The sequence below is a fragment of the Paracraurococcus lichenis genome (genome assembly GCF_030657435.1).
Classification (GTDB): domain Bacteria; phylum Pseudomonadota; class Alphaproteobacteria; order Acetobacterales; family Acetobacteraceae; genus Paracraurococcus; species Paracraurococcus lichenis.
In genome coordinates, this window is sequence record NZ_JAUTWS010000001.1 from 396,144 (window position 1) to 407,467 (window position 11,324).

Consider the following 11,324-nt stretch of genomic DNA (forward strand, 5'->3'; position numbering starts at 1 on the left):
AAGAGATTCTGACACTGTTCTCGCGATGCGTTGTCCTGTAACGAGATATTCGCGAACGAAGGAGGTTTCTTCTCGCGAGTATTTTCAGTCTTGGCAAGATTTTGGCAAGGAACTTCTCGCCGAACCGGCGCGGCAATGCCGCGCCCTGCGGCCGATCTCACGTCAGGCGGCGGCACGAGGGCGCGATGCGGGCTTGCCGGCCGCCGGAACCGCGTCCCGCCCGCCTTCCGGCCACCGCTCGCGAGTCGGCGTCAGGCGCGGATCGCCCGCCTGCGACGGAGAATTTTACGAATTGCCTCGGGTGAGGCCCGGCACGCGCCGAGCAGGCCGGCCGGGCGGCGGCACGGGCGCCGCCCCCGGGCTGTTCTCAGGCCTGGCGCAGCCGCAGGCTCAGTCCGGCTTCACCCCGGCATCCCGGATCACGCCGCGCCAACGGTCGAGTTCGGCGGCGATGAGCGCGGTGTACTCCGCCGCGCCCATCCGCCCCGGCACCACGCCGATGGCGGCGAAGCGCTCCTGCAGCCTGGGGTCGGCCAGCGCCGCGGCGATGACGCCGCCCCAGCGCGCGGCGATCCCGTCCGGAATGCCGGCGGCGGCGGAGAAGCCGAACCAGTTGGTGCTGCGCGCGGTGGGGTAGCCGGCCTCGGCGAAGCTCGGCGTCTCCGGCAGGGCGGCGTCGCGCCCGGCCTCGGAGGTGCCGAGCGCCCGCAGCCGCCCGGCCTTCAGATGCGGCAGGGCGATCGGCAGGCTCTCCATGACCGCCGGGATCTGCCCGCCGATGCAGTCGGCGAGCGCCGGCGCCGAGCCGCGATAGGGCACGTGCGTCAGCTCGATCCCCGCCGCGCGCGCCAGCAACTGCCCGACTAGGTGGTTCATGGTGCCGTTGCCGCCGGTGCCATAGGCGAAGCCGCCGGGCCGGCCGCGCGCCAGCGCCACGAAGTCGGGCAGGGTCCGGGCGGGCACGCCGGGGTTCACCACCAGCACGCTGGCGAAGGTCCCGACGAGGGCGATGTGGGTGAAATCCGCCAGCGGGTCATAGGGCACGCTCGGGTAGAGCACCGGCCCGATGCCATGCGAGGCGGCATTCGACATGATGACGACATGCGCATCGCCGCGCGCCTTGGCGACGAGGTCGGCGCCGACCAGGCCACCGGCGCCCGGCCGGTTCTCGATGACGATGGGCTGGCCGAGCCGGCCGCCGATGCTCTCGCCGAGGGCGCGGGAGAGCGTGTCGGCCGCGCCGCCCGGCGGGAAGTTCACGATCCAGCGGATCGGCCGCTCGGGCCAGCCTTGGGCCTTGGCGAGGGCGGGCAGGAGGAGCGGGGCGGCGAGCAGCGCGCGGCGGGGCAGGGAGGTCATGCCCGGGGCGCAGCAACGCGCATGCCATGGCGGGCCGCGGCCCGCCGGGCGCGAACAATGCCGTGCCCTGCCGCGTTGCGCCCGCGCAGGATTCCGCAGCCTGGGCCATACTGCCGGTGGACCGCACCCTTGGGGTGAAAGCCTGCGTGGGATCTTTTTGCAGCGCGAACCCCGAGGGGTTCGCCGGAACCCGGACCTGGGAGGCCTCGCATGGAGCCCGTCGTCATCGCCGTCGCCATCACCGGCTCGGTGCCGCGCAAGAAGGACAACCCGGCCGTCCCGACCACGCCGGCCGAGCAGGTAGAGAGCACGCATGCGGCCTTCGAGGCCGGCGCCTCCCTCGTCCACATCCATGTCCGCAACCCGGACGAGAGTCCCTCCTCCGACCCCGCCCTGTTCGCTCAGGTGCAGGAGGGGGTGCGCAGGCACTGCCCGGGGATGATCGTGCAGTTCTCGACCGGCGGGCGCGGGCGGGACCCGGCGGCGCGGGGCAATTCGCTGGTCTTGAAGCCCGACATGGCCTCGCTCTCCACCGGCTCGGTCAACTTCCCGACCATCGTCTACGAGAACTCCGCCGCGCTGGTGACCGACCTGGCGACCAAGATGCGCGACAACGGCATCCGGCCGGAGATCGAGGTCTTCGACCTCTCCCACATCCACGGCGCGTGGCGGCTGGTCGAGGCCGGGCTGATGGACGAGCGGCCGCATGTGCAGTTCGTCATGGGCGTGAAGAACGCCATGCCGGCGGAGGAGCACCTGCTCGACATCCTGCTCGGCGAGTTGCGGCGGCAATTGCCGAAGGCGACCTGGACGGCGGCGGGCATCGGCGTGAACCAGGCGCGGGTGATGGACTGGGTGCTGGCGCGCGGCGGCGACGGCGTGCGCACGGGGCTCGAGGACAATATCCGCCTCTCGAAGGACCGGCTGGCGGCCAGCAATGCCGAACTTGTGGGGCTGGCGGCCGAGGCGGTGGCGCGCCACGGCCGGCGGCCGGCGACGGCGGCGGAGGCGCGGCGGCTGCTCGGCCTGGCGGCGGCATAACGGCACAGGGTCTGCGACGGCGCCCTGCGGCGCCTTCGACGCCGTCGAAGGCGACCAATGCGGGGAGCCATGGGGCCTTTGGCGAGTCAAGGGCCCCATGGCCGGGGCTCGAGGTGCGCTCGACGGGGTCGAGCGCGCGGGATGCGCGCCACGAGCGACCGTATCCTGGCCGCCGGCGGAACGGGCACCCGCCGGAGTGACCCATGGCTAGAGTGGCGCCCCGCGCCGCCGGCGCGGCAAGACGCAGGAGGACGTCCCATGCGCCACATCACCCGGGCAGCCGCGCCGGCACCCTCCAGCACGCCATGGGCGAGCGGCTGGACCGCGAGCGCGGCGAGCGCCTCGGCCCCGGCGGCTTCGTCTACCTCCCCGGCATGATGCCGCATTCCGTCTGGACGGAGGCCGCCGAGGCCGTGGTGCAGGTGACCGGCACGGGTCCCTTCGGCCTGCTCTACGTCAACCCGGCGGACAATCCGGGCAAGGCGCGCTGAGCCTCAGGGGAACATCGCGACGGCGCGGATCGGGCTGGCCGTGCCGCCGCGGATCTTCAGCGGAAAGCCGATGAAGGTGAAGCGCCCGCGGCCGACGAGTTTATCGAGGTTGGCGAGGCATTCCATATGGGTGATGCCGCGCTCGGCGCAGGCCATGTGCGCCTGGAAGTTCGGCTCGCCCTCCGGCGCCGGGCTGATCGCCTCCACGCCGAACATGCCGATGCCGCGGTCGGCCAGCCAGTGGACGCTCTCGAGCGCGAGGCCGGGGAAGTCGTGCAGGTAGCCCGGCTTGCCGAGCAGGCGCTCGTTCGTCGCCATCCAGAGCAGCACCGTGTCCTTCGGCCGGATCTCCTGGCCGGAGCGCTCCAGCGCCGCCTCCATCTCCGGCACGGTGATGGCGTGCTTCAGCGGGACATGGCTGAGGTCGAGGCAGATGGCCGAGGTGTAGAAATTCTCGAGCGGCACCTGGTCGATCGAGGGCGCGCCCGGCCGCGGGTCGAAATGCACCGGCGCGTCCACATGCGTGCCCGCATGGTCGCTCATTGCCAGCGACAGCGCCTTGCTGGTGAAGGTGGTGCCGCCCGCGACCTTCTTCTCGGAATGGTCGTTCCAGACCGTCATGACAACCGGCGGATGGCTGGGATGGGTCTGGGTGCGGTGGAAGATCTCGCGCGAGAGATCGACGAATTCGGGCATGCGCAGGACTCCTTCGGGCTCGGCGTACGACGCGTCATGCTCGGCGCGACGGCGCGCGGGATCAATCGGGCTTGATGCCCGTCGCCTGCACCAGCGCGGTCCAGCGCTGCCGGTCGGCCGCGGCATAGGCCGCAAGCTCCTCACGGCTGCCGGGGAAGGGGAGCATGCCCTGCTGCGCCAACCGTTCCTGGAAGCGCGGCCGCGCCACCGCCGCCGCGATCTCCGCATGCAGCCGGGCCAGCGCCGGCTCCGGCGTCCCGGCGGGGGCATAGACGGCGTACCAGTTCAGCGCCTCGTAGCCCTCGACCCCGGCCTCGGCGAGGGTCGGCACCTCGGGCAGGCTCGCCGAGCGCGCGGCGGTGGAGACGCCGAGCGCCCGCAGCCGCCCCGCCTGGATATGCGGTAGCGAGGTCGGCAGCGTGTCCGTCAGCATCTCGATCCGCCCGCCGAGCAGGTCCTGCATGGCGGGGCCGGTGCCGCGATAGGGCACATGCGTCAGCTCGATGCCCGCGAGATGGGCGAAGAGCGCCGCGGCGAGATGGGTGGAGGCGCCGATCCCGGCGGAGCCGTAGCGCAACTCGCCGGGCTTCGCGCGGGCCATCGCCACCAGGTCCTGAACCGTGCGGGCGGGGACGCCGGGATGGACCACCAGCACGGCGGGCACGCCGCAGATGCCGGCGACCACGGCGGTATCGCGCATCGGGTCGAAGGCGAGGCCGGGGTTCAGCGCGGGATTGGTCGCATGCGTCGCCTGGCTGCCCATCAGCAGCGTCAGGCCGTCGGGCCGCGCGCGCACCACCGCTTCCGTCCCGATGGCGCCGCCGGCGCCGGCGCGGTTCTCCACGGCGATGGGCTGGCCGAGCGCCGGGCCGAGTTCCTCGACCAGCATGCGGGAGACGAGGTCGGAGGCGCCGCCGGGCGGGAAGGGCGCGACGAGGCGCAAGGGCCGGTCCGGTGCCCAGCGCTCCGCGCGCGCGGCCCTCGCCAGCGGCAGGGTGGCGGCGGCGGCGAGCAGGCTTCGGCGGGTCGGCATGGCGCGGGCTCCGGCAGGATCGCCCGCGCCAAGCCAGCGCCGTGCCAGGCGGGCCTCAGCCCATGCGGAAGAGGAAGCGCTCCTCCACCACCTTGCCGTCCTTCACCGTGTAGAGGCCGACCTCCTCCATCTGCATCCGCTGGCCGCTCTGCTTCTGCGTGACGTCGATGTGGAAGCGCAGCGCGAACTGGTCGCCGTTGACATAGGGGCCATGCGTCTCGGTCGCGTGGATCTCGTGGTTGGCGTACCACCACGCGCTCTTGCCCTTGACGGCCGGCTTGCCCTTCAGCACGGCCATGTCGCCTTCCATGGGCTCGACGCTCACGACCTCCTCGGCCCAGAAGCGCTCGCCCGCCTCCTCGAACTTCCCCGCCTTGCAGAGGGCGGCGAATTCCTGCGCGATCTCCACGGTGCTGCTCATCGGCTGTCCCTCCGCGCCGCTCATGGCGCACCGTGAACGTATCAGGAACGCGACCCCGGCCTCAAGCAGGATCGCAGAGGTAACGGCGCACCGGATATGACCGTTTGGCGAAGGCCGGGCAGAAGCTGCGGACGACCGGCTCGAGCAGTGCGAAGAGCGCCCGCTTCTCCGCATTCAGCGCCTCGAGCCGCGCCCGCGCTTCCTCCGCCTCCCGCGCCAGCCGCGCCAGGTCCAGCGTCAGCAGCCGGCGGTCGCGCACGATGAAGCGGCCGCCGACCATGACGTGGCGCAGCGCATTCGCGTCCTCCGTATGCACGAGCTGGTTGACCGTCGCGTTCAGCGGCATCCAGTTCGGGTGCTGCAGGTCGAGGAAGACGATGTCGGCCTTCATGCCGGGTGCGATGGCGCCGATATCGGCGAAGCCCAGCGCCCTGGCCGAGCCCTGGGTGCCCGCGCGCCAGGCCTCCTCCGCCGTCACCCACTCCGCCGGGTCCGGCGTCTGCACGGCGGCGAGCTGGAAGGCGGCACGGATCGCCTCGTACATGTTGGAGGTATCGGAGGAGGAGACGCCGTCCGTCCCGATCCCGACCGTGACGCCGAGGTCGAGCGCCCGGCGCAGCCGGAACATCCCGTTGCCCAGCCGCATGTTGCTGCCCGGGTTGTGGGCGATGGCCGCGCCCCGGTCGGCCATGATCCGCAGGTCGTCATCGGTCAGCCAGATGCCATGCGCCGCCGAGAAGCGCGGCCCGATGAGCCCGAGCGCATCGAGGTGCTGCACCAGGCTCTTCCCGTAGCGCTGCATCCCGGCCAGCGCCTGCAGCTTGCTCTCCGCCACATGGCTCTGGATCGGCGCGCCGTGCTCGGCGGCGAGCCGGCCGCAGCCGCAGAGGAATTCGTCGGCGCAGTGCAGCGGGATGGTCGGGGCGAGGGCCGCGCGGATGTCCTGCCCGGCCCAGCGCCAGTGCCGCAGGATGTCCGCCATGGCGGCGAGCGTCGCCTCCCAGGGCGCGGGGCCGAGCCGGTCCACCTGCGCCCGCAGCGCATCGGGCAGCGCGTCCTTCAGCCCCGGCACCGCGTCCCAGACCGTGCGGTCCGCGACCATGGGGGCGATGACGGCGCGCAGCCCCACCTCCGCGTATGCCTCGGCCGCGGCATCCATCCCCTCGCGCGTCGGCAGCGGCGCCTCGGCATAGAGGTCGTAGCAGGCGGTGACGCCCTTCAGCGCCATCTCGGCGGCGCAGAGCTGGGCGGAGAGCTTCTTGTCGGCGAGGCTCCGCCCGCCGCCCATCCAGGGCGCCGCCGCCAGCAGCAGCTCCAGCGTCCAGGCATCGGCGAGGCCCCGCGCCAGGCCGCCATGGCCATGGGTATGGGCATTGACCAGGCCGGGATGCAGCAGCAGCCCCGCCGCATCCTCCACCCGCGCCCCCTCCGGCGCCGCGAGCCCGGCGCCGACGGCGCGGATGACGCCGTCCTCGATCAGGATGTCGGCCGGCTCGGCGCGGCGCCGGGCGGGGTCCGCCAGGCGCCCGCCGGTGATGAGGAGGATGCCCCGTTCGATGCTGGCCATGCGTGACGCTCCCGGCTGGTCGCCGGGAGCATGCCAGCCGCGTGCCAGTCAGGCGAAGATCACATCGGCGGCCGAGAGGTGGTGCTGGCCGAGCAGGGTGATGACCTGGTCCGTGGCATAGCCGGGCAGGTGGATCTCGACGTGGGTATTCGCCCCCTGAACGATGCTGCGCACCTGCAGATGCGTCGGATCGGTGAAGGCCGTGTCAGCGAGGACGTCGGTCGGGGCCGCGGGCACCCGGTGCGCGAAGGCCGAGAGGTCGAGCCGGTCCTGCCCCTCGGTGAAGTCCGCGATCACGTCGCCCTGGGTATCGAAGACGGGGAGCCTGGCGCGGGCATCGGTCGCGCCGAAGACGAAGATGTCGGCACCCGCGCCGCCGATCAGCGTATCCGCCCCGACGCCGCCGTCCAGCACGTCGTCGCCGTCGCCGCCGTCGAGCAGGTCATAGCCGCCGCCGCCGCAGATGGTGTCCGCCCCGGCATCGCCGCGCAGCAGGTCGCCGCGGTCGGCGTCGCGGGCATAGGCCTCGGCATAGGCGCTGCCGCCGGTGAGCACGCCCCAGCCGAGGATCAGGTCGTCGCCGGTGCCGCCATGGACCGTGTCCGCCCCGTAGCCGCCGAAGACGGTGTCGTCGCCCGCGCCGGCGCCGATCGCATTGCCCTCCGGCGCGGGGCCGGTCGTCGGGTCGGGGTAGATGGCGGGGTGCGGGCCGGCCAACCCGTCGCCGCGGATCAGGTCATTGCCGGCGCCGGCCTGGATGCTGTCCCCGGCGGCGGTGCCGTCCAGGGTGTCGTCGCCGATCGTGCCGGTGATGCTGGTCATGGCGCTCTCCAGGAGTGGATACGATATTCAATATCCACAACCTGAAGTATCCAGCCGGCTCACGCACTCCACGAATGCGCGATCAGTGAGGTCTGGTGTTAGCGCCTGAAGCGAAGGGTCACGCCGCGGTCGATCCAGCTCGTCTCGATCGCATCGATGTCGCACTTGCCGGAGGGATCGGCCTTGCGCGGCGCGTCCTCGAGGAAGGGCGCCCGCACCTCCCGCCAGATCCCGAGCAGGCGGCGAAGTTCCACCAGCGGGTCCTTGTGGTCGTCGACGCGGAGGTTGAGGTCGGGGAAGTCCTCGGTGGTGGTCAGCAGCATGGCGGCGGACTGCCGGCCGCGCTTGTCGCCGCCCTCGGCCTCGCCGGCCTCCATGGCCAGCATCAGGCGCTCCGGCAGCGGCAGGCCGGAATTGACGCGGAAGGCGGCGGCGGTGCCGGCGACCACGCCCGGCCCGGCCAGCATGTTGCCGGCGACCGAGAAGCCCTTGTCCGGACTGTCGCCGCACCAGTCCACGCAGTTGTCGCCGGTGAAGGCGGCGCTGCGGCCGTGCCGGTCCACGCAATGCACCTGGCGGATGCCACGGCCCTTGTCGCCGGCCAGCGCGCTCTCGATCGCATCCGCAGGCGCCAGGCCGCGCTCCAGCGCATCCAGGATGGCAGGGCCCAGGTAGCGGTTGGTGAAGGACTGGGTGGAGACCGCGCCGACGCCCGCGCGGAGGAAGGGGCAGCTCGCGCCGACGGCGAAGTTGCAGGTGGAGACGGCGACGGCGAAGGCGCCGGTCGCGGGGTCATGGGCGACGATGGACCAGGTCATGTCAGGGCGTTCCGGAGCGAAGACGGCATCATGCGACAGAATGGACTGCCGCGGGGCCGGGCGGGAAGGGGAATGATATCGGTTGCGCGGCGGCGTGGCGTGATGTACATGTCATGCGTACGCAGAAGGGTGCGGTCATGGACCCGCGGGATCCGCTCGACCCGACCGAGGCGGGCACGACCCGGAAGGTCGGGGTGCGCGACCTCCGCGGCAACCTCGCCGCCTATCTCCAGGAGGTGCAGGAGGGCTTCACCATCCTTGTCACCGCCCGCGACCGGGTGGTGGCGGAGCTGCGGCCGCCCGCCCCGCCCGAGGCGCCGCGACGCCAGCCCGGCGGGCTGCGCGGCCGGCTGCGCCCGGCACCCGACTTCGACACGCTGCCGCCCGACCTGCTGGCGGCGATGGAGGGCGAGGAGGGGTGAAGCTCCTCCTCGACACCCATGTGCTGCTCTGGTGGCTGATGGACGACCCGCGGCTCGGCGCCGCGACGCGCGGGCTGATCGCCGACCCGGCGAACGAGGTCTGGGTCAGTGCCGGCTCGCTCTGGGAGATCGTGGTCAAGCAGCGCGTGGGGAAGCTGGAGGGCGACATCCGGGAGATCGTCGCCGAGGTCCGGCGGAACGGCTTCCGGATGCTCGACATCGCGCCGGCGCATCTGGCCGTCCTGGCCGGGCTGCCGGCGCATCACCGCGACCCCTTCGACCACCTGCTGATCGCGCAGGCGATCGCGGAGGGGGCGGGTTTCGTCACGCAGGATGGGCGGAGCGGGCAGTATCCGGTGCGGGTGGTGGGCGGCGGCTCTGCGCTGACTCCAGTCATCCGGGAGAGGCAGTCACCTTCCGAAAGCCAGATGTTGCCTACCGCCGACCGGCCAACCGCATGACTGCGTTCAGCGGTCCTGGTATTTATGAGTTGAAAAAGATCTTCTGACCAATAGCTTTTTGGTTCAATCACCATAATGAGATCAATCTCCTCGGTGCACCCTGCTATACAAGACAGGTCGCTGCAACGCGTGATTTCGAGCCACAAAAATTCCACCGCTTGGCTGATTTTTCGAAGTCAGAAAGAAATATTTTAAGACAAATTCTCTGAAGATGTCGTCGGCAAGCCTCGGTGTTGGAAATATCCGCAGGTGATACATCATAATAAGAAGCTGCTTTGCCTCGCCCGCGATTACCTGATTTAGATTAACTTCCCTCAGGCGGGTTTGTAGGTAAGGACCAGCAAAGCAGAGTTTCAGAGCGACGTCGATAACAGCATTTGGGAACATGTCATATCTTCACGCTAACAATGGTCGAGGGCAACAATGGACGATTCAGCGCTCAGCAAATTCCTGCTTGATCGAAATATCCCGGAGGATTTTCAGTGGCCCGACCCAGCGGCGTCAGGCTCTGATAATATCGAACCGGTTGAGCTTGTGGGAACTCTTCAGGCAGCCAATGCTCAAAGCGTCTACGTCGCAACTGGGGGAGGCGTCGTTCTCACGATACCAAGAGAGTCCGTGATCTCGGTCAGCGACGCGCGCTTCGGCCCGGCAGGTTCTGTCAGGCTTCTCATCAACGGAGAGTCCGTGGCTGAATCTGCTACTCGAGTTCTGCTATTTGGAGGCGTCAGGCGCGATACGGCCCCACTGGTTCTGATGAATGGATCTCCAGATCTTCAGATCGCCGGCTTTGAAGACAAGACACTGGAACGCCTTCAGTCCATCATGGAAAAGCTGAAGAAACTTGGATTGCCAGTTCCGATTGGAGACGATGGCGGGACCACAACTTATTCATACCTGAGCAGCGCCTGGACAACCACTGGCCCAGATGGCGGGTCCAGGTCTGATTCCGATCCAATCAGAGAGGCCGATGACTAGATTCAAAAGAAAAGAGAAGAAATGTCCATTTCAAATATCGTAATAGTTGCTGGACCGGAGGATTTGCACGCTTTAGCGGTCCAGCAGGCTGTGGTTAAGATGGGCGGCGCTTGTGCTGTCGTCGATTTCCGCGAAATCGATAAGGACATCTCCTTGGAGGCTGACCTCGATGTCTCGTCGGACCGATCGAGTCAGGGACATGCCTCAGTCTTCCTCGGAGCGTTTGCCGATCTGGAGTTCAGCGCCGCAACATCTGTGTGGCTCAGACGGCCGATGCTGCCGATTGCGCAATACTCGATCAGGGATCCTCGATATCGTTCGTTCATCCGAGCAGAATGGCGCGCGGCGTTGATGGGCTTGACTCGATTGAGCGGCTGCAATTGTGTGAACGATCCCATTGCAGAGGAGCAGGCGACGCTCAAGCCGGCCCAACTCAGCGCTGCGCATCGGGTTGGTCTTAGGATTCCGAAGACTCTTGTCACGAACTCGGCGACGAGGTGTCAGGCGTTTATCGACCTGAACCGGCGAAGCGGCCGGCGAACTATCTTCAAGCCACTGACCCCACCATTGGATCGGCTTGGAGAAGTCCGCAGCATCGAGACGGTTGAAGCTTATCGAGAGGAGCTTGAATTGGCTCCGGTTATTTTCCAAGAATGCATTGAACGAGGCATGGATATTCGAGTTACTTATGTCGATGGAGAATGCTTTTCGGCTAACATCCTGAGCGATCATGAGGCACTTATCGATTGGAGATCCGATCCAAATGTCGTCTATGAGAGAACTACCTTGGCAAATGCCGTTGAGAATGGGCTTCGCAGACTTATGTGCTCACTCGGGTTGCGAGTTGGATGCATTGATCTCCGCATAGGGCGGGATGGAACGGTCTATTTTTTTGAAGTCAACCCTTCTGGGCAGTTTCTCTTTATGGATCTCGAACTTGATCTTCCTGTGGCCGCAGCAGTCGCGCGCGCCCTTCTACGAAATCCGGCATCTCGCCAATCTTACAAGTGATTCGAGGTTGAATCTACCGGCTCCCGCGCCATTTCCGGGGATCCACCGCCGAGTCTGACCGGCGCCCGTCGCGTGGTTCGGGCAGTAGTTTAGTGGAGCATGGTTGCGGGCCGCTCCGTGCGGTCAGTCGGTCTTGGGCGTTCAGTCGGCAATGGGACGCTCGGCATGACCACCTCGGGCGCCGGCGGACGCCATGGCAGGGAG

General features: G+C 68.7%; 13 protein-coding genes. 6 read left to right on the top strand and 7 right to left on the bottom strand.

The window, feature by feature from the left end:
- Positions 1 to 390: 390 nt before the first annotated feature.
- A complete protein-coding gene (locus tag Q7A36_RS01850) occupies positions 391 to 1,359 on the bottom strand; it encodes a Bug family tripartite tricarboxylate transporter substrate binding protein (protein ID WP_305101930.1) in 969 nt (322 codons plus the stop codon).
- Positions 1,360 to 1,569: 210 nt separating this feature from the next.
- Between Q7A36_RS01850 and Q7A36_RS01855 the strand changes: the two genes are divergently transcribed.
- Complete coding sequence (locus Q7A36_RS01855) at positions 1,570 to 2,400, top strand: BKACE family enzyme (RefSeq protein ID WP_305101931.1); 831 nt, start codon at positions 1,570 to 1,572, stop codon at positions 2,398 to 2,400.
- A 203-nt stretch (positions 2,401 to 2,603) separates the two neighbouring features.
- Positions 2,604 to 2,891, top strand: a complete 288-nt coding sequence (locus Q7A36_RS01860) for a cupin domain-containing protein (protein WP_305101932.1) — start codon at positions 2,604 to 2,606, stop codon at positions 2,889 to 2,891.
- Positions 2,892 to 2,894: 3 nt separating this feature from the next.
- Here the strand turns inward: Q7A36_RS01860 and Q7A36_RS01865 are convergent, their stop codons facing one another.
- From Q7A36_RS01865 to Q7A36_RS01890, 6 genes are all read right to left on the bottom strand, one after another.
- Positions 2,895 to 3,587, bottom strand: coding sequence for a cyclase family protein (locus Q7A36_RS01865; protein ID WP_305101933.1), 693 nt, complete (start codon positions 3,585 to 3,587; stop codon positions 2,895 to 2,897).
- 61 nt (positions 3,588 to 3,648) lie between these two features.
- The gene (locus tag Q7A36_RS01870) at positions 3,649 to 4,620 is read right to left on the bottom strand and encodes a Bug family tripartite tricarboxylate transporter substrate binding protein (protein ID WP_305101934.1); all 972 of its coding nucleotides are present in this window, start codon (positions 4,618 to 4,620) and stop codon (positions 3,649 to 3,651) included.
- 55 nt (positions 4,621 to 4,675) lie between these two features.
- A complete protein-coding gene (locus Q7A36_RS01875; RefSeq protein WP_305101935.1) occupies positions 4,676 to 5,041 on the bottom strand; it encodes a SnoaL-like domain-containing protein in 366 nt (121 codons plus the stop codon).
- A 61-nt stretch (positions 5,042 to 5,102) separates the two neighbouring features.
- Positions 5,103 to 6,608: an amidohydrolase family protein gene (locus Q7A36_RS01880; RefSeq protein ID WP_305101936.1), complete on the bottom strand. Its 1,506-nt coding sequence runs from the start codon at positions 6,606 to 6,608 to the stop codon at positions 5,103 to 5,105.
- A gap of 48 nt (positions 6,609 to 6,656) precedes the next feature.
- Positions 6,657 to 7,430, bottom strand: coding sequence for a M10 family metallopeptidase C-terminal domain-containing protein (locus Q7A36_RS01885; RefSeq protein ID WP_305101937.1), 774 nt, complete (start codon positions 7,428 to 7,430; stop codon positions 6,657 to 6,659).
- Positions 7,431 to 7,528: 98 nt separating this feature from the next.
- Positions 7,529 to 8,248 carry a DUF1028 domain-containing protein gene (locus Q7A36_RS01890; protein WP_305101938.1) on the bottom strand — a complete coding sequence of 240 codons (720 nt, stop codon included), beginning with the start codon at positions 8,246 to 8,248 and terminating at the stop codon, positions 7,529 to 7,531.
- A gap of 137 nt (positions 8,249 to 8,385) precedes the next feature.
- On the opposite strand from Q7A36_RS01890, the gene Q7A36_RS01895 reads away from it, so the two are divergent.
- From Q7A36_RS01895 to Q7A36_RS01910, 4 genes are all read left to right on the top strand, one after another.
- On the top strand, positions 8,386 to 8,670 hold the full coding sequence (locus tag Q7A36_RS01895) for a prevent-host-death protein (protein ID WP_305101954.1): 285 nt from the start codon (positions 8,386 to 8,388) through the stop codon (positions 8,668 to 8,670).
- A complete protein-coding gene (locus tag Q7A36_RS01900) occupies positions 8,667 to 9,131 on the top strand; it encodes a type II toxin-antitoxin system VapC family toxin (protein WP_305101939.1) in 465 nt (154 codons plus the stop codon). Before Q7A36_RS01895 ends, Q7A36_RS01900 begins: the two co-directional genes overlap by 4 nt.
- Before the next feature lie 423 nt (positions 9,132 to 9,554).
- Entirely contained in the window at positions 9,555 to 10,109 is a 555-nt protein-coding gene (locus tag Q7A36_RS01905; protein ID WP_305101940.1) for a hypothetical protein, read from the top strand.
- 21 nt (positions 10,110 to 10,130) lie between these two features.
- The gene (locus tag Q7A36_RS01910; RefSeq protein WP_305101941.1) at positions 10,131 to 11,120 is read left to right on the top strand and encodes a hypothetical protein; all 990 of its coding nucleotides are present in this window, start codon (positions 10,131 to 10,133) and stop codon (positions 11,118 to 11,120) included.
- The last annotated feature ends 204 nt before the right edge of the window (positions 11,121 to 11,324 follow it).

Excerpts from the sequence above, each read along its gene's own strand:
- Q7A36_RS01850 (WP_305101930.1), bottom strand. The coding sequence starts at position 1,359 with ATGACCTCCCTGCCCCGCCGCGCGCTGCTCGCCGCCCCGCTCCTCCTG.
- Q7A36_RS01855 (WP_305101931.1), top strand. The coding sequence starts at position 1,570 with ATGGAGCCCGTCGTCATCGCCGTCGCCATCACCGGCTCGGTGCCGCGC.
- Q7A36_RS01860 (WP_305101932.1), top strand. The coding sequence starts at position 2,604 with ATGGCTAGAGTGGCGCCCCGCGCCGCCGGCGCGGCAAGACGCAGGAGG.
- Q7A36_RS01865 (WP_305101933.1), bottom strand. The coding sequence starts at position 3,587 with ATGCCCGAATTCGTCGATCTCTCGCGCGAGATCTTCCACCGCACCCAG.
- Q7A36_RS01870 (WP_305101934.1), bottom strand. The coding sequence starts at position 4,620 with ATGCCGACCCGCCGAAGCCTGCTCGCCGCCGCCGCCACCCTGCCGCTG.
- Q7A36_RS01875 (WP_305101935.1), bottom strand. The coding sequence starts at position 5,041 with ATGAGCAGCACCGTGGAGATCGCGCAGGAATTCGCCGCCCTCTGCAAG.
- Q7A36_RS01880 (WP_305101936.1), bottom strand. The coding sequence starts at position 6,608 with ATGGCCAGCATCGAACGGGGCATCCTCCTCATCACCGGCGGGCGCCTG.
- Q7A36_RS01885 (WP_305101937.1), bottom strand. The coding sequence starts at position 7,430 with ATGACCAGCATCACCGGCACGATCGGCGACGACACCCTGGACGGCACC.
- Q7A36_RS01890 (WP_305101938.1), bottom strand. The coding sequence starts at position 8,248 with ATGACCTGGTCCATCGTCGCCCATGACCCCGCGACCGGCGCCTTCGCC.
- Q7A36_RS01895 (WP_305101954.1), top strand. The coding sequence starts at position 8,386 with ATGGACCCGCGGGATCCGCTCGACCCGACCGAGGCGGGCACGACCCGG.
- Q7A36_RS01905 (WP_305101940.1), top strand. The coding sequence starts at position 9,555 with ATGGACGATTCAGCGCTCAGCAAATTCCTGCTTGATCGAAATATCCCG.
- Q7A36_RS01910 (WP_305101941.1), top strand. The coding sequence starts at position 10,131 with ATGTCCATTTCAAATATCGTAATAGTTGCTGGACCGGAGGATTTGCAC.